The 26,623-nt window shown below is 45.9% G+C and carries 20 protein-coding genes; 10 read left to right on the top strand and 10 right to left on the bottom strand.

The annotated features are described in order from the left end of the window. Positions 1-38: 38 nt before the first annotated feature. Positions 39-1,085 carry a branched-chain amino acid ABC transporter permease gene (locus B092_RS0103410; protein ID WP_018573842.1) on the bottom strand — a complete coding sequence of 349 codons (1,047 nt, stop codon included), beginning with the start codon at positions 1,083-1,085 and terminating at the stop codon, positions 39-41. A gap of 165 nt (positions 1,086-1,250) precedes the next feature. Further along, on the bottom strand, positions 1,251-2,426 hold the full coding sequence (locus B092_RS0103405; protein ID WP_018573841.1) for an ABC transporter substrate-binding protein: 1,176 nt from the start codon (positions 2,424-2,426) through the stop codon (positions 1,251-1,253). Between the two features lie 229 nt (positions 2,427-2,655). Here B092_RS0103405 and B092_RS0103400 point away from each other — a divergent pair, with 229 nt between their 5' ends. From B092_RS0103400 to B092_RS0103390, 3 genes are all read left to right on the top strand, one after another. Continuing rightward, positions 2,656-3,207 (top strand): septation protein A, encoded by a 552-nt coding sequence (locus tag B092_RS0103400; RefSeq protein WP_018573840.1) that lies wholly within the window; start codon positions 2,656-2,658, stop codon positions 3,205-3,207. A gap of 72 nt (positions 3,208-3,279) precedes the next feature. Beyond that, positions 3,280-3,570, top strand: a complete 291-nt coding sequence (locus tag B092_RS0103395) for a BolA family protein (protein ID WP_018573839.1) — start codon at positions 3,280-3,282, stop codon at positions 3,568-3,570. A gap of 43 nt (positions 3,571-3,613) precedes the next feature. After that, a complete protein-coding gene (locus tag B092_RS0103390; RefSeq protein WP_018573838.1) occupies positions 3,614-4,435 on the top strand; it encodes a peptidylprolyl isomerase in 822 nt (273 codons plus the stop codon). 121 nt (positions 4,436-4,556) lie between these two features. Here the strand turns inward: B092_RS0103390 and ligA are convergent, their stop codons facing one another. From ligA to smc, 3 genes are all read right to left on the bottom strand, one after another. Next, positions 4,557-6,638: an NAD-dependent DNA ligase LigA gene (gene ligA, locus B092_RS0103385; RefSeq protein ID WP_018573837.1), complete on the bottom strand. Its 2,082-nt coding sequence runs from the start codon at positions 6,636-6,638 to the stop codon at positions 4,557-4,559. 64 nt (positions 6,639-6,702) lie between these two features. Next, positions 6,703-7,911, bottom strand: a complete 1,209-nt coding sequence (locus tag B092_RS0103380) for a cell division protein ZipA C-terminal FtsZ-binding domain-containing protein (RefSeq protein ID WP_018573836.1) — start codon at positions 7,909-7,911, stop codon at positions 6,703-6,705. Between the two features lie 121 nt (positions 7,912-8,032). Continuing rightward, complete coding sequence (gene smc, locus B092_RS0103375) at positions 8,033-11,584, bottom strand: chromosome segregation protein SMC (protein ID WP_018573835.1); 3,552 nt, start codon at positions 11,582-11,584, stop codon at positions 8,033-8,035. Positions 11,585-11,829: 245 nt separating this feature from the next. Between smc and lplT the strand changes: the two genes are divergently transcribed. Further along, positions 11,830-13,143 carry a lysophospholipid transporter LplT gene (gene lplT, locus B092_RS13565; protein WP_051077702.1) on the top strand — a complete coding sequence of 438 codons (1,314 nt, stop codon included), beginning with the start codon at positions 11,830-11,832 and terminating at the stop codon, positions 13,141-13,143. A gap of 25 nt (positions 13,144-13,168) precedes the next feature. Here lplT and B092_RS0103365 read toward each other — a convergent pair whose 3' ends face one another. Together B092_RS0103365 and B092_RS0103360 are read right to left on the bottom strand one after the other, a co-directional pair. Next, entirely contained in the window at positions 13,169-14,155 is a 987-nt protein-coding gene (locus tag B092_RS0103365; RefSeq protein ID WP_018573833.1) for a uracil-DNA glycosylase family protein, read from the bottom strand. Continuing rightward, complete coding sequence (locus tag B092_RS0103360) at positions 14,152-15,657, bottom strand: bifunctional tRNA (adenosine(37)-N6)-threonylcarbamoyltransferase complex dimerization subunit type 1 TsaB/ribosomal protein alanine acetyltransferase RimI (protein ID WP_018573832.1); 1,506 nt, start codon at positions 15,655-15,657, stop codon at positions 14,152-14,154. Before B092_RS0103360 ends, B092_RS0103365 begins: the two co-directional genes overlap by 4 nt. Positions 15,658-15,939: 282 nt before the next feature. Between B092_RS0103360 and ompR the strand changes: the two genes are divergently transcribed. From ompR to B092_RS0103340, 4 genes are all read left to right on the top strand, one after another. After that, positions 15,940-16,686 (top strand): osmolarity response regulator transcription factor OmpR, encoded by a 747-nt coding sequence (ompR, locus tag B092_RS0103355; protein ID WP_018573831.1) that lies wholly within the window; start codon positions 15,940-15,942, stop codon positions 16,684-16,686. After that, the gene (locus tag B092_RS0103350; protein ID WP_232244226.1) at positions 16,643-18,145 is read left to right on the top strand and encodes an ATP-binding protein; all 1,503 of its coding nucleotides are present in this window, start codon (positions 16,643-16,645) and stop codon (positions 18,143-18,145) included. The genes ompR and B092_RS0103350 overlap by 44 nt, the downstream gene beginning before the upstream one ends. 101 nt (positions 18,146-18,246) lie before the next feature. Continuing rightward, positions 18,247-18,795: a peroxiredoxin gene (locus tag B092_RS0103345; protein ID WP_018573829.1), complete on the top strand. Its 549-nt coding sequence runs from the start codon at positions 18,247-18,249 to the stop codon at positions 18,793-18,795. Between the two features lie 197 nt (positions 18,796-18,992). Then, positions 18,993-19,511, top strand: a complete 519-nt coding sequence (locus tag B092_RS0103340) for a carboxymuconolactone decarboxylase family protein (RefSeq protein ID WP_018573828.1) — start codon at positions 18,993-18,995, stop codon at positions 19,509-19,511. An 84-nt stretch (positions 19,512-19,595) separates the two neighbouring features. On the opposite strand, the gene ispF is transcribed toward B092_RS0103340, so the two are convergent. Further along, a complete protein-coding gene (gene ispF / locus B092_RS0103335; protein ID WP_018573827.1) occupies positions 19,596-20,075 on the bottom strand; it encodes a 2-C-methyl-D-erythritol 2,4-cyclodiphosphate synthase in 480 nt (159 codons plus the stop codon). Between the two features lie 3 nt (positions 20,076-20,078). After that, positions 20,079-20,807, bottom strand: a complete 729-nt coding sequence (gene ispD, locus B092_RS0103330; RefSeq protein ID WP_018573826.1) for a 2-C-methyl-D-erythritol 4-phosphate cytidylyltransferase — start codon at positions 20,805-20,807, stop codon at positions 20,079-20,081. 193 nt (positions 20,808-21,000) lie between these two features. Between ispD and mfd the strand changes: the two genes are divergently transcribed. After that, positions 21,001-24,498, top strand: coding sequence for a transcription-repair coupling factor (gene mfd, locus B092_RS0103325; RefSeq protein WP_018573825.1), 3,498 nt, complete (start codon positions 21,001-21,003; stop codon positions 24,496-24,498). 117 nt (positions 24,499-24,615) lie between these two features. Next, entirely contained in the window at positions 24,616-25,467 is an 852-nt protein-coding gene (gene serB, locus B092_RS0103320) for a phosphoserine phosphatase SerB (RefSeq protein ID WP_026253574.1), read from the top strand. A 99-nt stretch (positions 25,468-25,566) separates the two neighbouring features. On the opposite strand, the gene B092_RS0103315 is transcribed toward serB, so the two are convergent. Next, positions 25,567-26,601 carry a CDP-6-deoxy-delta-3,4-glucoseen reductase gene (locus B092_RS0103315; protein ID WP_018573823.1) on the bottom strand — a complete coding sequence of 345 codons (1,035 nt, stop codon included), beginning with the start codon at positions 26,599-26,601 and terminating at the stop codon, positions 25,567-25,569. Positions 26,602-26,623: the final 22 nt, after the last annotated feature.

The raw sequence follows: 26,623 nt of genomic DNA, 5'->3' as shown, positions 1-26,623 counted from the left end.
CTTTCATAACTTCTTGAGAAGGCGTTGTATGATTCATCTTAGTCCTCCTCACCATGCGTTTTACTAGTTAAAGAGCGAATCAATAGCACCGGCACCACGAGAGAAAAGACAATCACTTCTTTGTAGTCACTCGCCCAAAACGTACTGAATGCCTCGATGACACCAACTAACACGGCGGCAATGGCAGCGACTGGATAACTGACTAAACCACCGATAATGGCACCAACAAAGCCTTTAAGACCAATCATAAATCCGGTTTCGTAGGTAATAGTAATAAACGACACCAGCAAAATTCCTGACACCACACCGATAAAGGAAGTAATCCAGAAAGAAATATACCCCGCTAAACTGGTACTGATACCCATCAAACGGGCCCCTTTTCTATTAATAGCCGTGGCACGTAATGCCTTGCCATAAATTGTTTTTTCAAAAAAGAAATATAGACCGACGATAATAAAAATCGTCATGGCAATCACAAAGAGACTTTGATAAGACCACATCAAACCGAAGAATTCGGCCGTTCCGTCAAAGAAAGGCTCTGATACACGCCAGCCTTCGGCACCGAAAAACACCAGACCGAGACCGACAAACGCAAAATGCAGCGCGATAGAAATAATTAACAGCAATAAACCAGGTGCCTCGGCGACGGGTAAAAACACTAGACGATACACCATTGGACCGATGGGCACAATTAGCAACATGGTTAATAAAGCCTTAACCCAAATCGATGGATTTGTGGCCAAAATAGGTGGCACGATAAACGCCAGAAGTAACGGCAAAATGAGATTTAAAATAAAACTTTTAACAATCCGCCGATAACCATTGCTCTTTCGAATCAAGCACTGATAAAGATCCAGCAGTAAGATAATGCCTCCAAAAACAGGCAGAAGCCAAATCGTAGCAGGGACTTGGCCATTGGCCATAATGGCAAATGTCAACGCGCCAAAAGAAACGAATTCACCCTGAGCAATCAGGGTGATCCGTGTAACTGCAAATACGAGCACTAATGCTACTGCCATCAGGGCATAAATGACCCCTGTGACCAAACCATCCTGTGTGAGGATTTTGGCAATTTCCCAATTCATACTATTGCACTTGTTAAAAAGATATCGCTTAAAAAGCTACAAACAACGACTAAGTTTTTTTAGAAATAAATGAGTAACAAAGTCGCACTAACTGAAAAATAAAGATAACACGATTAAAAAAGCGCCAAGTTTAAAAAACCTGGCGTCTTTTAATCACGACTCACATCACTCGAGTTCCGGATCGTAGACCCACTTACCGTTTTCAATTTTGATAACGACGCGAGCACGCTCATCCATACCATTATGATTTTCCTTGCTCGTATTAAAGACGCCGTGCACACCCAGAACCTCTTGAAGATTTTCCAGAGAATCACGCATCGCTACGCGGAAGCCCTCGGTACCCGGCTGCTCACCACTCTCAATAGCGGCAGGAATTGCTGCATTGATTAACACCGAGGCATCCCACATATGAGCACCAAAACTGTTGAAAGTACCCTCACCAAACTTATCATCATAAAGCTTGATGTACTCAAGTGCACCAACTTTTGACGGGTGAGAATGATCGAGTTGATCGGCCACAACAACCGGACCGACCGGAAGAATCACCCCCTCACATGCACGACCGCAAACACGTAAAAAATCATTGTTTGCAGAGCCATGTGTATGATAGGTCACGCCCTTAAAGCCACGCTGAATCAACTCTGTTTGTGGTAAAGCACCCGGTGTACCGGCAGTACCAATGACAATCGCATCCGGACGAGCAGCAATTAATTTCATCACCTGACCAGTCACACTGGTGTCACTGCGTGCAAAACTCTCGCGTGCAACAACCTCGATACCTGAGCCTTCAAGTGCTTTTTCCAACTCTGACAGCCAGCTGGTCCCATAGGCATCGGCAAAACCGATATAACCGACCTTTTTAATACCCTGCTTTTCCATGTTGTGTCGAATCGCAGTCGCCATTAAAGCATCATTTTGTGGCGTCTTAAATGCCCAAACCTTGGCCCCTTCTTGAGGCTCAACCACGACGGCATTGCCGGCCAAGCTAATCACCGGCACCTTCATCTCTGCACCGACGTCGACCAAACCCAAGGAACCCGGCGTAACGGTACTGCCTACCATGACGTCAATACGCTGCTCACTGATGAGCTTACGCATATTGCGAACGGCTTGTGCTGTATCGGTGGCATCATCTAAGACAAAATACTTAATCTCTACATCACCGACTTTGGTGGGAACGATATCGACCGTATTACGCTCGTGAATACCAAGCGAGGCCGCAGGGCCTGTAGCAGATACTGATACACCAACATTGACCGTTTGAGTTTGAGCCATGATCGAACCCGCTGCCAATAAGGAGGATACCAGTACGCTTAGTTTAGTGAGTTTTAGAGATTTCATTTGTACTCCATCTAATCGTTATTTTTGTGAATAAAGGATTAATTTTACCAGAAAGATTTTGTAACTTATTAAAAGATATGGTATTAGTCCATAAAGAAAAACCAACCTAAGATAGTAACTCCATCAACAGGCAATGAATTCGCAGCTAAAAGTAGTTAAGTGCAGAAAAAGCGCGACCTCAGTCTGATAAACTAGGAGTCTGGCGTTTCAATCCTTACAAGAACCTTTTATGAACAAAATTATTTTCGATTTTCTCCCTTTAATCCTATTTTTTATCGCCCTCAAAATGGGGGATATTTATTTAGCCACCAAAGTTGCGATTGCCGCTACAGTGATACAAATCCTTTGGTTAAAAGTTAGACAAAAAAAAATCGAAAGCAGTCATTGGCTCAATTTGATAGTGATTGTTCTTTTTGGCGGTCTCACCATTTACCTACAAGATGAAAGCTTTATCAAGTGGAAACCGACCATCCTGTATTGGGCTTTTGGGATCGTTATTTCAGGTGCCTTATTGCTCTTCAAAAACAACGTCATCAAGCGCCTGATGGGCACCCAAATTACCCTCCCCGAAGCGGTATGGACAAAACTGGCCTACAGCTGGTCTGCTTTTTTTGTCTTTATGGGTATACTTAATCTTTTTGTCGCATTTTCCGGCTACTTTACAACCGACCAATGGGCTACTTTTAAAGTATTTGGTTTAACTGTCCTATTAATCGTCTTTGTTATTGGACAATCATTGATGCTTGCTAAGTACCTGCAAGACGATGACAGTCAGGCATAAAAGTTATTTATTCAAAAGTGAACTTTTTATTTAAATGACTGTCCATCAACATTAGAACTTATGGAGATATATATGAGTGATCTTGAAAATACACCTAAACCTGAAGAGCGAGTCGATGTGATTCGTCAGCGTTTGGCTGTATTAGAGCCGATTGAGCTGGAAGTGCTCAATGACTCACATTTGCATGCACAGCACGCAGGCAATCGTGATGGCGCTAACCACTTCACCGTGACGATGCGTTCAGCGAAGTTCGACGGCGTCTCGCGCGTGCAGCGTCAGCGAATGGTTTATGAGCTCCTTGAGGACTTGATGCCTTTCCCGATTCATGCACTAGCCCTGAATCTTTCAAGCTCTGACGAATAAGCTTTAACTTATAAATTTGACAACAACAATCGATAGGATATCTATGAAACGCTTAATTTTAGCGGCAGCTGTCGCATTAACCTTCCCTGTATACGCTCAAAACGCTGCTACAGTGAATGGCCAGCCTATTCCTCAAGCAGAAATTGACACCATGGTACGCGCCATGGCATCACGCGGCATGGAGGATACCCCTGAAAATCGCAAATTAATTTTAGACCAATTGATTACCGGTGAGGTTTTATCCCAAGAAGCTGTTAAGCAAGGTTTAGACGAGGATCCTGACACACGCATGTTAATCGAAAACTCTCGCAAAGAGATTTTAATTAACACCCTCATTGCTAAATGGATGGAGGACAACACACCTTCTGACGCTGATATTGATAAGGCCTATGAAGAGCTTGTTGCCGATGCTAAAGAAGCGAAAGAATACAACATCCGTCATATCTTAGTGGCCGATGAAAAAAAAGCACAAGACCTTCTTAAGCAAATCAAAGATAAAAAAATTGATTTTGAAGCTGCTGCCAAAGAAAACTCTGTCGACGCTGGCTCAGGCAAACAAGGTGGAAATCTGGGCTGGGCAGAGGCTGACAACTTTGTTCCTGAGTTTGCCGAAGCCGTACGCAACGCCAAGGTGAAAGAGATCGTAGCAGAACCAGTACAGAGCCAATTCGGCTGGCATATCATCGAAGTACTTGACGAACGCGCTGTTGAAGCACCCAGCAAAGAAGAAGCCTCTCCCGGCTTAAAGCAAATGGTTCAACAAGAAAAACTTCAAGCCTACGTTGAAAGTTTACGTGAAGCCGCTACGGTAGTTGAATCAGAAGAAGATAAAAAAGCTGAAAAAGCAGAAGAAAAAGCCAAGTAATGCCTTTCTTTTAGCCAATTTAGCAAAGTAAAAGCAAACATGCCTCCAATCTTTTAAGATGGAGGCATGTTTGCTATAAAGGAGTCATTACTCACTTTAAGCAAAAGTAAAGAAGAGATTGTCAGCTCATTCCCAGTAAAGCCTTTAAGGCATCTTCATCGAGTACCGTCACGCCCAACTCTTCAGCTCTTCTTAACTTACTACCTGCATCTTCGCCGGCCACCACATAATCCGTTTTTTTGGACACTGAACCGGTCACCTTCGCACCCGCTTCGCGTAAGTAATCAGATGCTTCGTCACGCGTCCAATTAGGCAAGGTACCAGTTAGCACGAAGGTTTTACCGGCAACAGCAGCTGTCACATCGGCATTTATCGCTGAATCACCTGCTCCAGCCACCATAGGAGAAGCGCTACGGCCCTCATGAATCGGATTGATACCCAATTCCGCAAGTTCATGAATCACCTGCTGGTTATGCTTCTCATCAAAAAAGTGCCTAATGGATTCAGCAATTGCCGGACCCACGTCATTTAGTGTCAGCAGCTCTTCAATGGTCGCTTGCGATAATGCCGCCATACTGCCGAAATGAGCGGCTAACTCTCGCGCCGTCGCTTCACCCACATGACGTATGCCAAGTGAAAAAATAAAATTGGAGAGCTTCACATTTTTACTTTTCTCAATGGCATTGATGAGGTTCTGTGACGATTTAGGCCCCATGCGATCTAAGGTAGAAATAGACTCTGCTCGAAGACGATATAAATCCGCCAGTGACTTGACCCATTCCTTTTCGACTAAAAGCTCTGCTAATTTATCGCCCAAGCCCTCAATATCTAAGGCCTTACGACTTGCTGCATGAATAAGGCTTTGGACCCGTTGAGCACGACAAAACAAACCACCGGTACAACGCCAGACGGCCTCTCCCGGTAACCGCTCAATCGCCGACGCGCAAACAGGACACTCCGTGACCATCTGAAACGGCACTGCTCCTTCGGGGCGTAACTCAAGCACCGGCGCCAACACCTCAGGAATCACATCACCCGCACGGCGCACGATGACGGTATCTCCAATACGTACATCCTTACGACGAATCTCATCCTCATTGTGTAGTGTCGCATTAGTCACTGTCACCCCACCGACAAATACCGGCTTAAGCCTGGCTACCGGTGTTAGCGCACCTGTGCGTCCAACTTGAATTTCGATACCTTCTAATAGTGTTTGCATTTCCTCCGCAGCAAACTTATGCGCTAAGGCAAAACGTGGTGCACGGGAAATAAAACCTAATGCGTCTTGCAAGTGTAAACTATTTACCTTATAAACAATACCGTCAATATCGAAAGGCAGATTAGCGCGCTTAGCTTCTATCATTTGATAAAAGGCTAATAAGCCCTCAGTCCCTTTAACCACTTCACGCTCTGGAGAAATAACAAAACCGAAGTCTTTGAGCTTATCCATCATGGCTGACTGCGTTGTCGGTAACTGCTCGGTTGTCTCAACCTCACCCCAGCCATAGGCATAAAAACGCAAATGACGACGACGGGTAATGTTAGAGTCAAGCTGACGCAAACTACCTGCCGCTGCATTACGGGGATTAACAAATGCTTTGATACCACGTTTTTCTTGCTCAGCATTCAGCTTATAAAAATCATCCCGATGCATCAAGACCTCACCCCGCACCTCAAAAACAGCAGGTACAACCTCTGCGTTTAATGTGAGGGGCACCGATCTAATCGTACGAATATTAAGCGTGACATCCTCACCTTGGGTACCATCACCACGGGTAGCTGCTTGGACTAAACGGCCCTCTTCATAACGCAAACTCACCGCTAAACCATCAAACTTCAGTTCAGCCAAATACTCTATGTCGCCACCTGCCAACAGCAAATTCTGTGCACGTAAATTATCGGTAACTCGGCGATTGAAGGCAACAACCTCTTCGTTATTAAATGCATTATTCAGCGACAGCATCGGCATGGCATGTTGCACTGTTTCAAAGGCATCAAGGGGGGCAGCACCGACACGCTGTGAAGGGGATTCCGGCTTAATCCACTGGGGGTGCTCTGCTTCAATAGCCAATACGCGTTGGACTAAACCATCATATTCTGCATCAGAGATTGTTGGTGCGTCTTCCGTATGGTAGGCATAATCATGACGAGTAATTTCACGATAAAGTTGCTCTAATTCTTGTTGTAAATCGGAGTTAGTCATAACATTTAATCAAAAAAGCCGCAGTCAAATAACCGCGGCTGAATACAAAAACACACTCAAGCGCTTAAGAAAAAACACGGCGCGCGCGCTCAGAACTTGCACTTAAGCCGGACTCCTCAAGTCGCTGATAAATCTCATAAATCTGTGCATCGACGGAAACTACCAAGTCATCATGCTCAAGCGGTTGATTGTGGTCATCAACAATGCTTGCACGTAGTAACGCTGCTAAATCTCGTGCTGCGCCGACCATCTTACCAAAGGCATGCTCATCAACCGGGCTATTAGGCACATCTAATAAAAGCTCAACACGCTCAACACTGGCTGATTCAACTTGATTTAAAGCAAGACCGTCAAAGAGCATATAAAAGCATGCAACGCCCTGGTTATTCAGCCAAGCCAAGGTCTGTCTATACTCAACAAAACCGCGCTTACGGGCAATCTCAGCGACCGATCTGATGGGCTGTGGTCCCTCGAGTAATAACGTCAAACCGACTTGAGCATCTAAAGAAGCACATAGATCATCAAGATCCAATGCGCGGTTCTCGATGTCCTTAAATGAAGGTGCCTCGACATCTGCATCAAATTGCTGGGCCATTTCATCTGCAATCATCATAGCGGCAGACCAATGCACGTCCTGCAACGGACCCAAACGGTTAGACATCAGCACGGCCATCTGCAAAGCGACATACATCACATCGGGGCGAATCACTGCATGATAGGCGCCGTCTTCAGTTTCGGCAAAGTAGCGAATCGGCTTATCATCGGCTGCCGGAAAACGCATCACTTGCTCTATGATGGCACGACCACTCACCGCTTGCTCGAATCGCAAATCAACGACTGCCTCAGTCATCGGATCTGGGCCCAACTCATCAGTCGCGGTGACACGCTGAGGTCGTTCAACTTGAGAAGCTTTTGCTTCGGGCGCCAAGGGTTGCGTCGTTGGCGCGACGGCAACGGAAGTCTCGTCATGTGAGTCATCCGAGTCATCATAAGCAGGTCCAAACGACATCTTAGGCTCATCATCCTGCGGCTCATCGACCTGCCCTAAACTCGGTCCATCGGGATGATTAGAAATAACGCGAGGGGTTGATTGCAACGGTGCTGTACGGTTTTGATTACCCGCCTGACCATCCAACAAAGGGTCTGAATCACTTTGGTTAAAATGGCGATTCAAGCGCTTTTGTGCTTGTTGGTCCTGCCACCAGTTGTATAGCAAGACCAAGCCAATAAAGACCAAGCCAATGACAATCAGCGTAATTTGCAAATTATTCATGCGTCAACCCTAAAATTCCTATCGTTATTCGCGCGTGAGTAAGAAAAAATACCATGCTATATTCTGCCTTATTTTTGACTATGTATGTGTAAGCTATTGCTTCAAACGATGAATAGGCTCACTAATTCGCTTCCAGCATTTGTACTGCTGCTTCAATATTAACCGCCACGATCCGAGAAACCCCTTGCTCCTGCATTGTTACTCCGATTAGCTGCTTAGCCATCTGCATAGCAATCTTATTATGAGAAATAAATAAGAACTGGGTCTGATCACTCATGGAATTAACTAGATTAGCATAACGCTCCGTATTTGCATCATCTAATGGCGCATCCACCTCATCTAATAGGCAAAACGGCGCAGGATTTAATTTAAACAAAGCAAATACCAAGGCGGTGGCGGTTAATGCCTTTTCTCCGCCGGACAAGAGGTGAATGGTACTATTGCGCTTACCGGGCGGTTGTGCCATCACCTGCACACCGGCATCCAAAATCTCTTCCCCCGTCATCACTAATTTAGCTTGCCCACCCCCAAACAAACGCGGAAACAACTCACCAAAATGCCCATTAACCAAAGCAAATGTTTCTTGTAAAAGCTGACGCGTCTCACGATCAATATTGCGAATAGCCTCTTCTAAGGTATCCATAGCCTCTTGCAGATCCGCTTGCTGAGCATCCAGGAATGCTTTGCGCTGTTGGGCATCCTCTAGTTCTTCCAACGCAGCTAAATTCACTGAACCTAGACGTTCAATCGCTCGTGTAATGCGTTGCACTTCCGTCTGCAACCAGTCGGCTTGAGCCTGCCCTTCTGTCAGTTTAGAAACTTCCTGATTATCACGCAAGAAGTTGGCAATGTCTTCTCGTTCCACTGCTTGAGCATTTAATTGCTCAGAGAATTGCTCAGCAAGTAAACGCGCAGCCTGTTCATCAAGCTGCAGCTGTGTAATGGCTTGACGGCGTGGTTCGATAGACATTTCAAGCTGCAGCCGCTGCTCATCTTGCTCACGCAAACGCTGTTCAATCCCTTCAAGTTCAATACGCTTAACCGCCAACGCTTCCTCTTTTTCCTTGCGCTCTTCAAGTAATGCTTGTAGGGCGACCTGAGTGCTTTGCTCGTCAATGCCAAATAACTCACCTTCAAGATTCTCCAACTCAGTTTGCGCCTGCTCACGCTGTTGTTGAGACAAACGTTGATTGCGTTTTAGCTCTTCAGCACGCGCTTTGAGACTGCGCTGCTCATACTCAACCTCACGACTTTCTCGTTCAACCTCCTGCGCTCGCAGACGAATGTCACGCATATCGGCATTTGCTTTTTCCAGCTGTACGGTTAAATCCGCATAAACCTCACGCTGCTGCTCTAAGAGTTCTTGGTTTGACTCCAGCTCAATTTCAAACTCCTCAATGCGCGCAGCAAGCTCCTCATTTTGTAATGTCAGTTCTTCCAGCTCTGCTTTTAGACGCTGCTGAAGATGATCAGCCTGCTCAATCTGTTGCTTCAGCTGACTATAGGCTAATTGATTATTATGCAAGAAACGAGTGACTTCTGACACTCGCTGGCGAGCCGGCACAATGGCCTCACTACTCTGCCGGTATTGCAGTTCAGCTTGTTGCAATGAGGCGTTTTGCTGCTCGCTAATTAAACGCTCAGCTCTTATCTCACGTTGTAAATTTTCAATTTCCTGTTGGCGTGCCAACATACCGGCCTGTTCGCTATCCGTAGCATAAAAATACAGCCCAAAAACATCCAGTAAATGCCCTTGCTTGACGACAAATTGAGCACCTTCGGGTAACTGCGCTCGTTTGGCCATGGCTTCGTCGAGGTCTTCAGCAACATAGATATTCGCTAACCAAACCGCTAACAAGCCCTTCAAATCCGGATCTGAACAACGCACTAAATTTAATAAAGGCGTTAAGTTATTGCTCTGCGACTGCGTCGGCGCTTGCAGAGCACCGGGTGTTTGATAGAATGCCAAGCGGGCCGGCGGCGTATCGGCCACAAAGGCAAGCAAATCATCCAAGGAAGCTATTTCCAACGCGCTTAAACGCTCTCGCAAGACAGACTCCAACGCGACATCCCAACCCGTCTCAATATGCAGTTTCTGCCAGAGATACGTACCTGCCGCAAGCTCATGCTTATGAAGCCAAGACCCAAGCTCACTATTTTGCATCACATCCGCTTGTAGCGCCTCTAATGCATCCAATCGTGCTTCTAAACGCCCCACTAATTGCTCTGCTTGATGTGACGCTTGTCGCGCTTGCTGCCTTGCCTGCTCATAAATAGGCAGACTCTCTTCTATCTCCATCAACTGAGCCTGAGCTTCTTCAAGCTGCTGCTCTGAATGTAAGCATTCAGCTTGGAGACTATCTAATTTTGCCTGTTCCGGTGTACTAATGGCAGCTTGCTCTTGCAATAAGCGCTCGCGACGACTAAATAATTGCGATCGCTGACGCTCCGTATCCGTTTTTTGTTGCTCAGTTAAAGCCAGCTTTTGCTCAAGACGCGACAATTCAACTCGTAACTGCTCTTTTTTCTGTTCAAACTGAGCAGCCTGCTCTTCAATATCCGGCAACTGCATTTGTATTTGCTCTACACGTGCTTCGCTTTCTTCATAACGAACAGCCGCCTCTTCTAGCTGCCCGTCAATTTCTGCCAACTGCTCTGCGCAATGGATCAATTGTGTATGCCACTCTTCTATTTGAGTCTGCAACCTACTTTTATTAGTCTGTATGCGCTGACGAGAGTCAGCGGCATGACGAATATCCGCTTCTAAACTGGCCACCTGCGCATTACTCTCATAGAGCGCGGTCTGTGCCTTATGCAATGCATCACCGGCTTGATAATGCGCTTGTCGTCGATACTCTAATTCCTTTTCTATTTGCCTAAAAGAAGCCAAACTTTCTTCGAGTTCACGCTGCGCAGTTTCTCGCTGAGCATTTTTTGCTGCCTGCTCACTAACCGCCGCTTGCTCTTTTAGATACCAGAAAGCAAATTGTTTTTGCTCGCCCTCGGCTTGTAATTGCTTGTACTTTGTCGCTACTTGAGCCTGCGCCTCCAAACGACGCAGCTGATTAGCTAACTCACTTAAAATATCCTCAACGCGCGTCAGATTATCACGTGTATCGGCAAGACGATTTTCAGTTTCTCGACGACGTTCTTTGTAGCGAGAAACGCCGGCAGCCTCTTCTAAATAAACACGCAACTCCTCAGGCTTAGCCTCGATCATACGGTTAATCATGCCTTGGCCGATAATGGCGTAGCCTTTGGAACCTAAACCGGTCCCTAAAAACACATCATGGATATCGCGTCGGCGCACTGCCTGGTTATTAATAAAATAACTACTCGTACCGTCACGAGTCAAAATGCGGCGTACAGAAATTTCCGCATAGGCACTCCACTGCCCAACCGCACGCCCTTCGGAGTTATCAAACACCAACTCGACAGAAGCCCGCCCAGCCGCTTTACGCTGATCAGAACCATTGAAAATAACATCCTGCATGGATTCGCCACGCAGCTCCGACGCTCTGGATTCACCCAACACCCAACGTACTGCATCAATGATATTTGATTTGCCGCAACCATTAGGCCCTACCACGCCCACCATCTGACTAGAGACTGGAATCGTTGTAGGATCGACAAACGATTTAAATCCGGCTAATTTAATTTGAGTTAAACGCACGCTTTAAAAATTCCGCAATCAAGTTTTATTAGAATAATAGAAATAGCCCGACCGTGTTGGCAAGAGAAGCGTATTTTAGCTTAATATAGACAAAAGATTCTGACTTTATCCTGAATTTCCCTGACCTTATATTACTAAGTTTTATAGCTATGTTACAGTAATCCTTTCAAGAAATTTTGCTTTGAGTTAAACATCTTGTCGAGTACTTATCATCAGTTTAAACAATGTTATCAGGTGGGGTTGAGTTGAATAAAGGTTTCTACACAGTACTGCTAGCGCAGGCCTTTTCATCTCTAGCTGATAATGCTTTGTTTATTGTCGCCATTGCTCTTATCATGGAGCTTGATGGGCCCGATTGGCTGACGCCGATCATGAAGTGGTTTTTCGCTTTTGCCTATGTCGTTTTAGCGGCATTCGTTGGTGCTTTCGCGGATTCTATCCCCAAGGGCAGAGTCATGTTTATCACCAACTCCATCAAGATGATCGGCTGTATTCTCATGTTCGCTTTCCCTATTCTGGGCTATAGCGATTTACTTAATTCTTACGTCGTCTGTCTGGCCTACGGCATTGTCGGCATAGGGGCTGCGGCCTACTCTCCGGCCAAATACGGGATTGTCACTGAGCTCTTGCCGCCCAAGGATTTAGTCAAGGGCAACAGCTGGATCGAGGGCGCCACCGTGGTCTCCATCATTGTCGGGGTCATGCTCGGTGGCGTTTTAACTCGTGACAGTGTCAGCGAGGCCTTACTTGATCTCAAGATTGTAGACTTCTTTGCGAGTTCTCCCGGTGAAGCGGCCATCGTCGTTGTCGGCTTTATCTATATGCTGGCAGCACTCTGTAACCTGATGATCCCGGATACACGTTTTAAATACCCGCGACAAGAGCGCAATCCGCTACGTTTAACCCGCGTATTTATCGGCTATGTTCGTATTTTATGGAAGGATCCGGTCGGCCAGCTATCATTAGCCGTGACCACGCTTTTCTGGGGTGCAGGTGCCACACTGCAGCTACTCGTCTTAAAATGGGGTGAAGAGCATTTGGGCTATACCCTTGAGGAGTCCGCCATTCTCATGGGCGTGACGGCTGTCGGTACGGTGATCGGCGCAGTCGCAGCTTCTCGAGTCCCCTTAGAAAAAACACTCACTGTGCTGCCTGTCGGTATTTTGATGGGTATGAGTGTCTTACTAATGAACTTCGTACAACCCGGTTGGCAAGTGGTTGCGCTACTGATTTGGGTCGGCGCATTGTCCGGTTACTTTGTGGTTCCGCTCAATGCGCTTTTACAGCACCGCGGTCATGTCTTACTCTCTGCCGGCCATTCTATTGCCGTACAAAACTTTAATGAGCAGCTCAATATTTTGCTCATGGTGGGCATTTACGCTTATTTAGTTCATCTAGACTATTCAGTCTATACCATCGTCTATATCTATGGTGCGATAGTCATTGTGATGATGGCACTGATTATGTTGCTGGCACGTTACAATCAAAAAGCCTATCCCCAGATCTTCTCAGAAATTGGTTCAACTGCGCAGGGTCAACAACAACATATTATCAATTAGCTTATTTGATTAGGTATTAAGTGTATTAAGTGCGCTCACGAATAATTTTTTTGGCGCGCTTAAGTCCTTGCCATGTTTGTGCTTTGGCCGAGCCGTTAGATAATAAATAATAAGGCGAGAAAATGGTCACCAATGGAATCTGCCCGAGTTCGGGATGCTGAAAACACTGTGTTTGATTCATCAATGCCAACAAGCCCTTATCCTCTTGCAAAAGAGAAGCAGCTGCATCACCAAACGCCACGATGCACTTAGGCTGCAGCCTCTTAATTTGCTCTAGAAAAATGGCTCGATGAGTGGCTTGTTGGGATGTTAATAATGGCAGTATGGCTATATCACTTTGCTCCAAACCCAAAGCCAATAGCATCTGCGAGAACAAGGTTCGTACTTGCTTAGCCTTGATGAAGCCATAACGCTCTGCATCAAGATAGTATAGTTGGTCGATAAACAACCAATCTACTTGGCGACCCTCACTTTTATCCTCCAATACACTGACAACGCGCTGCTCCATGGGCAACTCCAGCTCTTGGGTCGCAGCCATCTCAGCCAGGCTTTGCCAAGACAGGGTGCTTAGCTCGTTAGATGAGGAGTTTGTCTCTTGAGTGGCCGCCATAGCAGACGATGCCTGACCGGGAGTGACTACGTTTTGTGCCGTAGGCGCAAGCTCGTCAGGCGCTGCAACGGCCGGAATACGATGCTTAGCTCTTTGAAGCATTTTACGTGCCATCGCCGCATTTGCACTGGCAACCTCGGGCGTTGCCATCGTGACGGGTGCTTGCGGTTGGATTGATGGTTGCTGCTGATAAGTTTCACTACTCGCGGCAGTCTTTGATGAATCATCAGTCGCTACTTCACTACCCTTTACCGGAGCAGCACTTGCTTTGACCGTCTTTTGCAATGTTGGTGCTAAGGACTCACCCCATAAAAAATCGACCCCAAGCTCTGTGAGCATTTGGCGTTGGATAGGATTCAGATGATTCACATACGCTGTACTTAGGCTAAGCTCACTTGTCATGCCTGTATCTCACTATCCGAGTTAAATGTAAACTCTACGTCATCAGATTCCAATGTTTTTTCTAATACAATAGCGTCCTCACTCGCACCACCAACCTCACGATAATAGCCCTTGCGAGTGCCAATCACGGCATAGCGATGACGCAAATAAAAGCGCTGCGCCTGATCATTGGAACGACGCACTTCCAGTAACTGCTTATCCAGACCGGCACTTAAGGCATTTTTCTCCAGCGTCTTTAGTAGCAATGTACCTAACCCCTTACCTTGCAGAGAGGGTTCAACCGCAATTAACAACACGTGCGCAACATCAGGCGCAAGCATTTGCACAGCAAAACTGACGATACGACTATCGTCTCCTGCATCGTCGACTGGCGTACTGCTGAGCTTGTGCTCAATCACCCAGGCCGGGTAGCCAGCCCGCAGACTGTCTTTAAAATTACCGCGAGTCCATGGATAGTCTTGCACTGTTTGCTCAATGAGTAACGCACCGGCAATATCACGCTGCTCCATGGGCCTAAGAAGATAGTGCTCGGCACCAACCTGAAAAGAACGGTTAAAGGACATCGTATCAGCATCACCCTGGTCGGCCGATGCTGCATCACTCACCAAGGGTTTTGTTGCGGAAGGATTGCCGGTAAAACCTTCGGCTCGTTCTTTTTCAGTGAATGCTACTTTTTCGCGTAAATAAATTGGCGCAGCAAGATGGGCTTCTACCGTTTCCCCGCCCTGTAGCTTTTTAACTGCTAAACGCCCTAGAACGGTAGCATCTGCCCACTCTGTGACCTGCTTAGGCAGCACAGTAAAGTCAAACTCTTTAGCTTCAAAACTTGCAGCGAGCTCCTCAGCATACACAGCCAAGGCATTACCCGCAAAAAACAGCTGCTTATTATCATAAAAGCGCTGCTCATCTAACCAAGGCAAGACGTCCTTGATACTGATTAAACTGGGTTTTTGTATGACTTTTAGATCGACCGCCTCACGCTCAAGCTCCGCCTGATTTAAGCGAGGTTGGTAAATTGCCATGTAGGCTTCGCCCATTCGGGCATCTAAAAGTGTAACAATATAATCTACGCCAACTAATATAGGGCTATCACCTTCTGCCTTACTTATGCATTTTAATTGCTTATTATCAACTAAAAAATCCACCCCTGATTGAGCCGTAGTACGTAAGGAATCAATAGGAATAAGCGGCAATCCCAACCCAAGCGCCATCCCCTGAGCAAGACCACAGGCAATACGTAAACCGGTAAAAGCACCGGGTCCCTGACTGAACGCCACGGCAACCAAATCCGTTTTGGCTATCTCTGCCTCAGCCAGCAGGCTATCAATCATCGGCAACAATTGCTCGGCATGATCTAAGGAACCTGAGCGATTAAACGCCGACCAATGCCGGCCCACCACAAATGATCCCCCCTCCTCAGCTGCTGAGGGAGATGTTAATTCTAAAATGGCCACGCTGGATTCGGAGGCGGCACTTTCTATGGCAAGTAGATATTTTTTCATAAGGCTATTTTACTGAAATTTACGCAACAAAGCGCAATAACTCACTTGCATCTTGCAACGCTTTGTTTCATCTAACCGCGGCTGAAAGTTAGACACTAATTGAAGTCGTGATTTACAATTAAGAATGGACCTATTATTATTTTAAGCATTGACAGTTTTCTCTAAAGTCACTAGACCATAAGCATATATTTGATTTTAAAAATACTTTAGAGATTAATTGTTATACGAAATTTTAACCATTTTATTCAATCTTTCCATTGAGATTTTTATAAAGATAAACAGATGAATACACAAACTACTTCTCCACGTAAAATCCTTGTTGTTGACGATGACTCTCGCTTACGCGATTTGTTACGTCGTTATTTGACTGAGCAAGGTTTTAATGTATTTGTCGCCGAAGATGGCAAGGAAATGACCAAACTCTGGCAACGTGAACGCTTTGATTTACTCATCTTAGATCTTATGCTACCCGGCGAAGACGGTCTATCAATCTGTCGACGCTTACGTGGTGCAGGCGATCAGACACCGATTATTATGCTGACAGCCAAGTCCGAAGAGATCGATCGTATCTTAGGTCTTGAGATGGGCGCAGACGATTATCTGCCAAAACCATTCAACCCCCGTGAGTTACTTGCTCGATTAAATGCGGTTTTGCGCCGTCGCTCGGCTGACGAGCACCCCGGTGCGCCTAGCCAAAGCAATGAGTCTATTAACTTCGGTCCATACACATTAAACTTATCGAACCGTACCTTATCCAAGGGTGAGGATATTATCCCGATTACTACCGGTGAGTTCTCGGTCCTCAAGGTTTTTGCTCGTCATCCTCGTGAGCCATTATCACGTGATAAGTTGATGGAATTAGCCCGCGGTCGCGAATACGAAGCATTTGACCGTAGCCTGGATGTACAGATTTCCAGATTACGTAAATTGCTTGAGCCGAATCCCGCCAAACCTATTTATATTCAAACTGTTTGGGGCTTAGGCTATGTCTTTATCCCGGATGGTGGCAATGTCAGCACCGAGAACTGATGATCTAAACACACAACACCATGAGTCACTACACAAAGAAAAAGCGTCTCATGGTGTAGATCATTCTACACGGGATACATTTCACTTCCTAAGACCAAATTTTCGATTTAGTCTGTTTGGCCGTGCTTTTATTATCATCACGGCCTTTATGGTATTGAGCCTTTCAGTCTGGGGTATCGTCGTTGTTAATGCCTTAGAAGAACACCGAGCCAATCAATTGGCAGAGCGTGTCACCAGTGCATTAAATATCGCTCAAAAGTCCATACAATACGCCGCCAAAGAAAGTCGCTCAGCCTTGATTATTCAATTAGCCACACCCGGTGATACGCAAGTATTCCCCCGTGAGGCCAGCGATCCCTATACGCCACTCGGCAACTCACACTTTGAAAGCCTACTCAAAGAAAGACTATCGCAGCTAGTCCCCATCAATGAAATTACCTTAGCATCAGAGCTGAGTGACGAGAAAGGACTATGGTTGGGATTTAAAGTCGATGACGAACTTTATTGGCTATTCGTTAAATATAAGCATGATTTATTTCCGAACCTGATTAATGAGGGCTTCAGTTGGCTCTTTATTACCTTGGCAATTGCTCTCTTCGGTGCGGCTATCTCTGTGCGCATGCTCACTCGCCCCTTAAAGCAATTAGCCCATGCCAGTAAGCAATTAGCCCATGGTGAGAACCCCGCCCCCTTATCGACAGACAAGGGGCCATTGGAGATCATCGAAGTGTTTTCGACATTTAACCAAATGGCCATGGACATTAAAGCCGCTGAGTCTGACAGAGAGGTCATGCTGGCCGGTATTTCTCATGACTTACGCACACCACTGGCTCGCTTACGCTTAGAAATTGAAATGAGTTGCTTCGATGAGGAAGCTCTCACTGCGATCGATGGTGACATGGATCAGATCGAGCACTGTATTGCTCAGCTCATGGAGTATGCACGCCCGACGGGCGAAGCACCGAAAGACCCTGTCAACATCTCTCAACCCATCCGAGAGCTCTGTGAGCGTGATCAAATCTACACAGAATCTAAAGACGGCTCTTTAAAATATAATATTCATCCCAATCTATATGCCTGTATCAAGGAAATCAATCTTATTCGGGTTGTTGGTAATTTGATTGAAAATGCACGTCGCTATGGTCGTTCTCCAAATGGTGAGTTAACTATTAGCGTTAATTTATATCCACATGGCAATATGATCCGTATTGACGTATCCGACCAGGGTGTCGGTATCAACCCCAAAGAGATTAATCGCTTGGTGCGTCCATTTGCTCGAGGTAACGAAGCGAGAAGTAATGTCAGTGGCGCCGGATTAGGTTTAGCTATCTCCAAACGGTTACTACAACCGGCCGGTGGTACCTTAGACTTACTTCAAAACAAGCCTAGCGGTTTGCTTTGTCGTATAGAATTACCTAAAGCCAATGATAGGAATATTCTATTAGACAAGAAGTTCTAATAGTGTATAATTATTACTAAGTCAGGTCGAACTTGCAGTAATCGACCACATTTGTTCATGTAGTGTAGTAATCACAACCTCTTATTTAAAAGGATATAGATATGAAAACAATCGGCGAAAAATTAGAAGCATTTAAAGTAATTGGTGTTAAGCCTGGTTTCAATAACCACGAAGAAAATGGTCAGTCTGCATTTGAAGAAATTACTGAAAATTCTTTCCCAGGCAAATGGAAAGTGATCTACTTCTACCCTAAAGACTTTACTTTCGTTTGCCCGACTGAAATCGTTGGCTTCGATAACATCGCTTCTGATTTTGAAGACCGTGATGCTGTATTAATGGGCGGCTCTGTTGATAACGAGTTTTGTAAATTAGCATGGCGCCGTGAGCACCCTGATCTAGACAAATTAGGTCACTACCAGTTCGCTGACACCGTTGGTTCATTAATCGACCAGTTAGGTATCCGTGACCCTGAAAATGGCGTTGCTTACCGTGCTACTTTCATCGTTGACCCAGACAACGTTATCCAGCACGTTTCTGTTAACAACTTAAACGTTGGCCGTAACCCTGAAGAAGTTCTACGTCTATTAGACGGTCTTCAGACTGACGAGCTATGTGCTTGTAACCGCGCAGCAGGCGGCGAAACTCTATAATTAATTAGAGTTTACAGCTCCTAGGATTTATTTAGCTGCTACGCTGGGTAAATCCTAGCCAATTAGCACCCCTTTTACTAAGAGCTAGGCTCTTGTTTTTTGCGGGTGCTTTTTATTGCCCAAATATCATCAAATATCATCAATTTCAGGCGCTTAACTGCCCTCCTGAAATTAGAAACAGTTTATTGGAGAATTTAATGGAATTTTTATCTACTATTAAAAAAGCTATCCCTGATTTTGCTAAAGACATTCGTTTAAACATCGACGGTACCATTGCTCGCTCATCTTTAGCTCCTGAAGACGCTATTGGTGTTGCTTTAGCCAGTGCCTATGCCGCTAAAAGTAAATTCTTAGTTGAGCAGTTCAAACAAGGCCTTAGCGAAGAAGACGCTAACGCTGCCTTAACAGCCGCTGCACTAATGGGTATGAATAACGTTTACTACCCTTACGGTGAAATGGCCGGTGATAAGCAACTACAATCATTACCAGCCAAACTACGTATGAACGCTTATGCTACACACGGTGGTATTGATAAAGTACGTTTTGAAGTATTTGCATTAGCTGCTTCTATTGTTGGTAAGTGTCACTTCTGCGTACAATCACACTACAAAATCGCTAAAGATGCCGGTTGGACTACTGAACAAATGCAAGACATCGGTCGTATTGCTTCTGTTGTTAACGCTGCTGCAATGGCTATTGACGTTAGCGCTGAGTAATTCACAAAATACAATCGCCGATTTGAGTCCTAACAATGGCCCAAGTTATAACTTGGGCCATTGTTTTGGGTAATGCTCAGTTAATTAGTCGCGCTGTAACAGCACAACACAGTGAGTGGCAATCCCTTCCTCACGACCAATATGACCCAGCTTTTCATTGGTCTTGCCCTTGACGTTGACACAGTCTTCAGCAACTTCCAAATCAGCCGCAATATTTGCCACCATGGCCGCTGCATGCGGTTTTACTTTAGGTTGTTGCGCATGAATCGTCGCATCGATATTAACCACACGCCAACCTGCTGCCTTGACTTGAGCAAAAGCTTCTCTTAATAAGACACGGCTATCGGCGTCTTTAATGCGCGGATCGTCGTCGGGAAACATACGCCCGATATCGCCCATACCGGCAGCACCTAAAATAGCATCGGTCACAGCATGCAACAAGGCATCAGCATCTGAATGCCCCATTAAGCCCTTATCATGAGGAATGGTAACACCACCTAAAATTAATGGTCGCCCTTCAACTAAGGCATGTACGTCAAATCCCTGTCCAATACGAATATTCACTAATTACACCTCATTCCTGATTAAATACTGTTCCATTAAAGCAAAATCCTGTGGCCAAGTAATTTTAAAATTCTCAGCATGACCCCGCACTAATAATGGCTGATAACCTAAATATTCCATGGCGCTCGCCTCATCGGTAATCTCTGCCCCATCCGTCAAGGCCTTTTGTAAGGCTTGCTGCAATTCCTTGGCTTTAAAGAGCTGTGGTGTTTGTGCCAACCACAACCCCTCACGAGGCACGGTTTGCTCAATCCGCGACTGTAAATCATGTGTAGTTGATGCAACCGCTCGCTTCACCGTATCCGGTACCGGTAAAGCCAAGATTCCGCCCTGTTGATGCGTTAAACATACATCAATTAAATCACTTAGGGCCTGAGTTGATAATCCGGGACGAGCGGCATCATGCACCAGCACCCAATCATCATTTGTCAGGCCTTGGGTCTGCTCAATCGCGTCTAAGGTTTGTAGTACCGTACTCGCCCGACTTTCACCACCACTACGATGGACAATTGCTGCCTTAGGCAACTGCATAGACTCGGACTCAATATATGGGTCATCAGCAGCGACACCAATGTGCACCAACTCAACTCGCGCATCACTCAATAACACGTCAACGGCATGTTGAAGTAAGGACTTAGCGGCAATGACTCGGTACTGTTTAGGTGCGCTATGCTGCTCATCTAAGGCGCGTGCACCCACGCCGCCAGCGGGAATTAATGCGATTAAGCTCATTATTAATCTCTTTTCTGCCCTATCACAGATACTAAAACAGCTAACATGATACAACATGCGGCAGGCTTTTGAGCTCTGTACTAAAATATGGACTATGCTTTTTTAAAAAGCACACATCGCCTCATGTCAATTCATTGCATTGAAGCCTTCGTTGTTCACCCACCTATCGATTAGCTAACAGATATAACGTCTTATGACTGCAAACTCGGACCAATCCTCTACCATTGAGCAATCAATTCAAACCCTCGTCAAACAATTAAAGCCCGGGCAACGCTACACCGCACCTCGCCCTTCAGGCTCAGGTGATGCTTATTTTCTAAGTTTATTAGCCCAGCAAGTCAAAAAAACGATTGTAGTTTTTAGTGCGGACCCGATTCAAGCTAGGCGTTTGGTCAACGAAGTCAAGGTTTTTAATTCAACCTTAAACTGCTTGCATTTTCCGGATTGGGAGACCTTACCCTATGATGCTTTTTCACCGCATCAAGATTTAATATCAGAGCGTCTACTGGCACTCCATACGCTACGTAACAAGGAAGTCGATATTTTAGTGCTTCCCGTGACCACTGCCTTAGCCTGCTTAGCCCCCGTCTCATTTATTGCCGCCTACACGTTTTCTTTTAAAAAAGGTCAACGTTTGGACGAAAACGCTTTTAAAGAGCAATTAATACTGGCAAACTACGAGCATGTGGCTCAAGTCACAGCAGCCGGTGAGTTTAGTATACGGGGCAGCTTGATTGATTTATTCCCGATGGGTTCACCCATCCCCTACCGTATCGATTTATTTGACGATGAAATTGATTCAATCCGCGCTTTTAATGTGGATACACAGCGCAGTCTCTACCCGGTCGATGAAATTAATTTACTGCCCGGTCGCGAATTTCCTATGGATGAGGCGGCACGTAACCACTTCCGCTCTAAATTCCGCGAGTATTTTGAAGGCGACCCATCTAAGGCGCTACCGTATAAAGACATTAGCAACGGCATCGCCTTTGCCGGCGTGGAGTACTATCTGCCACTTTTTTATGCGGAAACGGCAACCATTTTTGATTATCTGCCGGCCGATAGCATCAGTCTCAGTTTAGGTAACTTAGAAACAAGTATTCAAAGCTTCCACGATGACACATTGAGTCGCTACAACTTTCTGAAATACGATAGCGAACGACCTATTTTAGCCCCTGAAAACTTATACCTTAGTGCTGAGCAGTTTTTTACTGCATTGGCTACCATGCCAAGAATTCATTGGATGGAAGATCAGGAACACCCTCATATTAAACCAAGCCCTGATGTGGCCGTACAAGCCAGAGCGCAACAGCCCTTACAACGCTTAGAACATTTACTGCTCAAGGCTGAAAACCGCACCATTTTATGTGCCGATAGCGCAGGTCGCCGTGAAACCTTGTCGCAGATGCTAAGTGAGCATGCTCTGACGCCTGATGCCAATATTCATTCCCTAGAACAGGTCCGGGCTAACAAAAACGCATTGCCCAATTTTTCCTTAATCGTGGCTAATCTATACAAGGGATTCAGCCTACCCGATGAGAATATTGTTGTTCTTACAGAAGGCGACCTCTATCCGGAAACCGCAGCATCACGCTTACAACGTCGTAAAAAAGAAAGTCAGACCAACGTCGATTCCATGGTGCGTGACTTATCTGAACTCATGCCGGGCGATCCGGTGGTACACGTTAATTACGGCATCGGTCGCTACCTTGGTTTAGTCAATATGGACTTAGGTGAAGAAGGGCCGGTTGAGATGTTAAAAATGGAGTATGCCGACAATACCGAGCTCTTAGTACCGGTCTCACAGCTCCATGTCATTTCCCGTTATGGCGGTGCTGATCCGGAAAATGCGCCTTTACATCGCTTAGGTTCGGGTCAATGGGACAAGGCCAGAAAAAAAGCGGCCATCAAAATTCGCGATACCGCTGCCGAGTTGCTCAACCTATATGCCCATCGAGCTTCACGACAAGGCGTTGAATTTACTTTGCCGCTTAGTGACTATCAAGCCTTTGTTGAGGGTTTCGGCTTTGAAGAAACCCCTGACCAAGCCGCCGCCATTGAGGCAGTCATTGAGGACATGACCTCAGGTAAACCGATGGATCGGTTAGTTTGCGGTGATGTCGGTTTCGGTAAAACCGAAGTTGCCTTACGAGCTGCGTTTATTGCAGTCGCCAACGGCAAACAAGTTGCTCTACTTTGTCCAACCACCTTATTAGCTGAACAGCATGCCCAGACCTTTGCCAATCGCTTTGCCGATTGGCCGGTGACGGTGGCTGAATTATCACGTTTCAGAACGGGCAAACAGACGCAGCAAGTACTGGAAAGCCTTGAAAAAGGCACCACGGACATCGTCGTCGGCACCCACAAAATTCTTGCTAAAGACACCAAATTCAGTAATTTAGGTCTCGTGATTATTGATGAAGAACACCGCTTTGGTGTGCGCCAAAAAGAAGCGCTCAAAGCGTTACGCGCTGAGGTCGATATTCTGACCCTAACTGCCACACCTATTCCCCGCACACTGGGTATGTCCTTAGAAGGCGTGCGCGACTTCTCAGTCATTGCCACTGCCCCTGAAAAGCGCTTAGCCATTAAAACCTTTGTTCGTCGAGAGGATAGCTCAACCATACGTGAAGCGTGTTTGCGAGAGCTAAAACGCGGTGGTCAGGTCTACTTCCTACACAATGAAGTATCAACCATTCATAACCGTGCAGCGCGCCTGCAAGAGCTGATTCCTGAAGCACGAATCGGTGTCGCTCACGGTCAAATGTCTGAACGTGAGTTAGAACAAGTGATGAAGGGCTTTTACCAGCAACGCTACAATATATTGCTGTGTACCACCATTATTGAAACCGGTATTGATGTACCAAGCGCCAACACGATTATTATTCACCGTGCAGATAAATTAGGTCTTGCCCAGCTGCATCAGCTGCGTGGTCGTGTCGGTCGCTCCCACCATCAGGCCTATGCCTATCTACTGACTCCCGGCCAAGATGCGATTACGCCTAATGCACGTAAGCGTCTCGAAGCGATTCAGTCCATGGAGGAGCTAGGTTCCGGCTTCTATCTTGCCATGCATGACTTAGAGATTCGTGGTAGCGGTGAGATTTTAGGTGATTCTCAATCGGGTAATATTCACGAAATCGGCTTTTCTCTCTATACGGAAATGCTAAACAAAGCGATTAAAGCATTGCGTGAGGGCAAAGAACCTGATTATGAATCCCCCTTTGATCAAAGTTGCGAGGTTCGATTACACGCCTCTGCCCTGCTGCCTAATGACTATTGCCCTGATGTCAGTGCACGCTTATCAATCTATAAGCGCTTATCTCACGCTGGCAGCCTCGACGAATTACGCCAGATTCAGGAAGAGCTGATTGATCGCTTTGGCAGTCTGGTCGATGAAGCTAAAAACTTACTCTCCACCCATCGTCTACGCCTTTTGGCGGAGCCATTTACGATTACGGTGGTAGATGTGGGTGATGACAAAGCGATTATTACCTTTGATAAAGCCTCTAGAGTCGATCCGCTCAGTTTAATTGATTTGGTGCAAAAAAATAAGCACATTCATTTCAAAGGACCTGAACGTATTTTAATTGACCTAAAAGAAGGATTAACCTTGGATCAACGCATACAAGAAGTCGCCTCCATCTTAGGACGTCTACAGCATGCCCCTGAAGAAGCGACAGTTAACTAAATGATTAAATAAGACTTAGTCACGAGATCGACCAAAGCAGGCACAATCAAAGCCACCTTGCCGTGCCTGCGATAGAATAGCTATTAATAAATTTAACGTTTAATTCCCCCAAGGACAGTGTCAATGAAATACCTTGTTTTACAGTCACCTATTTTAGATACTCAACTACGTGAGCAAATAGCCGCTATTGCCGAAGCTGATCAGGTTATTCAGGTACGTAATCATGTCGTTCGTTTCAACGGTTTTAATGAATCACTTTTAGAAGACATCCGACACTGGTGTCAACAACACAAAGTTGATATGGCCGTTTTAGATGAACTACGCTCACTCAACGACATCAAAATTCTAGCCATGGATATGGACTCGACACTGATTAATATTGAGTGTATCGATGAAATCGCCGGCTGTGCGGGACGCAAGGATCAGGTAGCCGAAATCACCGAGGCCACCATGCGTGGCGAGATTAAAGACTTTAAAGAAAGCTTGATTAAGCGTGTGGCCTTACTTGAAGGTACCTCAGCCAAATGCTTACAAACCATTTACGATGATATTTTGCACCTGAATCCCGGTGCTGAAACCTTAATTGAGACAGCACACAAACACGGTATCACTACCCTGCTAGTCTCCGGTGGTTTCACCTTCTTTACCTCACGCTTAAAAGAGCGCTTGGATTTAGACTATGCCTATGCTAATCAGTTGGAAGTACTGGACGGCAAACTAAGTGGCCGTGTACTGGGCGATATTTTGGATGGTGATGCAAAAGCTAATTATCTCGAGACCCTAATGGAGCAACTCGGTGCGACACCAGAGCAGTGTATCGCTATTGGTGACGGTTCCAATGACCTTCCCATGATGTCTAAGGTGAATTACTCGGTTGCTTATATGGCCAAGCCTAAGGTACAAGAAGAAGCCCGCTTTAGTATTAATCACAACGGCTTGGATGCAGTATTGAATTTCTTTGACAATTAATTGGACTGAGCGAAGGTGCGCATGAGCGGTTTATAAAAAAAGGGCCGATGTTCATCGCGCCCTAATAACTGCATTTGCCAATTAAACTCAGCAATCAGATCAAACCCTATCCTTAGCCGACGTAAAGGTATCAGCAAAGAACTCCCCTTCAGGTAGCCCTCTTTCTTTAATAAAGTGTTTACGTGCTGCATCAGTCAGTGCAGGAGAACCACAGGCATAGACTTGGTAAACTGACAAGTCCTCAAAATCCTCTAAAACTGCCTGATATGCTGAACCGGTACGGCCCTGCCAGTTATCTTCCGCTAAGACGCTTGATACGACCGGTACATAGTTAAAGTGAGGTAGCTGATCGACCCACTGCTCAACCAAGTCATTCATATAGAGATCCTGCGGTCGGCGACCCTCCCAATACAAAGTGACCGGGCGTGTGATGCCCTTGGCAATGAGATCTTCTATCATCGCCTTAACCGGTGCAAAGCCGGTACCATCGGCGACAAACAGGATAGGCTTATCACTCTCTTCTCTCAAGAAGAAGGTACCTAATGGGCCTTCAATTCGGAGAATTTCACGTAGCTTGATCGGTCGTTCTGCTGCACCGAAAATACGATCAGTAAACATACCACCCGGCATATGCTGTATGTGTAGCTCCACTGCTTTACCCTCTTCGGGAGCGACAGCCATAGAATAAGAACGACGCACATTATCTTTAAAAATAAAGTCTAAATACTGCCCGGCCTGATAGCGAATCATCTCGGTCGAAGGCATTTGCAGCTGCACCAGCATCACATCATCACTCAACGGTTCGAGCTGAGTGACACGTGCCGGCATCTTGCGAGTAATGATGTCTGTTTCTAAACGAACTTCCGGGCTCTCGATCACCAAATCTGATTCGGCAGTCGTCTGACAAAACAAAGTGTAGCCTTCAGCCATTTCGTCCGGCGACATCATTTGCTCAGTGCCAATCCCGGGATCATAATCCCCCTCAAGCACCTTACCCTTACAGCTGATACATGAACCGCTACGGCAGCTATAAGGTAGGATAACCCCTGCATCTAGGGCAGCATCCAAGACAATCTGCCCCTCTTTAACCATAAACTGATGCCCGCTCGGCATCACCTCAACTTTAAACGACATACTTTTCCTTTATGTATCTCTT

It is taken from the genome of Oligella ureolytica DSM 18253, assembly GCF_000373745.1.
GTDB lineage: Bacteria > Pseudomonadota > Gammaproteobacteria > Burkholderiales > Burkholderiaceae_B > Oligella > Oligella ureolytica.
Note: the sequence above shows the minus strand (reverse complement) of the source record. Positions and strands in the feature narration are given on the sequence as shown.

Coding starts and splice junctions, on each gene's coding strand:
- B092_RS0103410 (WP_018573842.1), bottom strand. CDS start 1,085: ATGAATTGGGAAATTGCCAAAATCCTCACACAGGATGGTTTGGTCACA.
- B092_RS0103405 (WP_018573841.1), bottom strand. CDS start 2,426: ATGAAATCTCTAAAACTCACTAAACTAAGCGTACTGGTATCCTCCTTA.
- B092_RS0103400 (WP_018573840.1), top strand. CDS start 2,656: ATGAACAAAATTATTTTCGATTTTCTCCCTTTAATCCTATTTTTTATC.
- B092_RS0103395 (WP_018573839.1), top strand. CDS start 3,280: ATGAGTGATCTTGAAAATACACCTAAACCTGAAGAGCGAGTCGATGTG.
- B092_RS0103390 (WP_018573838.1), top strand. CDS start 3,614: ATGAAACGCTTAATTTTAGCGGCAGCTGTCGCATTAACCTTCCCTGTA.
- ligA (WP_018573837.1), bottom strand. CDS start 6,638: ATGACTAACTCCGATTTACAACAAGAATTAGAGCAACTTTATCGTGAA.
- B092_RS0103380 (WP_018573836.1), bottom strand. CDS start 7,911: ATGAATAATTTGCAAATTACGCTGATTGTCATTGGCTTGGTCTTTATT.
- B092_RS0103365 (WP_018573833.1), bottom strand. CDS start 14,155: ATGACAAGTGAGCTTAGCCTAAGTACAGCGTATGTGAATCATCTGAAT.
- B092_RS0103360 (WP_018573832.1), bottom strand. CDS start 15,657: ATGAAAAAATATCTACTTGCCATAGAAAGTGCCGCCTCCGAATCCAGC.
- ompR (WP_018573831.1), top strand. CDS start 15,940: ATGAATACACAAACTACTTCTCCACGTAAAATCCTTGTTGTTGACGAT.
- B092_RS0103350 (WP_232244226.1), top strand. CDS start 16,643: ATGTCTTTATCCCGGATGGTGGCAATGTCAGCACCGAGAACTGATGAT.
- B092_RS0103345 (WP_018573829.1), top strand. CDS start 18,247: ATGAAAACAATCGGCGAAAAATTAGAAGCATTTAAAGTAATTGGTGTT.
- B092_RS0103340 (WP_018573828.1), top strand. CDS start 18,993: ATGGAATTTTTATCTACTATTAAAAAAGCTATCCCTGATTTTGCTAAA.
- ispD (WP_018573826.1), bottom strand. CDS start 20,807: ATGAGCTTAATCGCATTAATTCCCGCTGGCGGCGTGGGTGCACGCGCC.
- mfd (WP_018573825.1), top strand. CDS start 21,001: ATGACTGCAAACTCGGACCAATCCTCTACCATTGAGCAATCAATTCAA.
- B092_RS0103315 (WP_018573823.1), bottom strand. CDS start 26,601: ATGTCGTTTAAAGTTGAGGTGATGCCGAGCGGGCATCAGTTTATGGTT.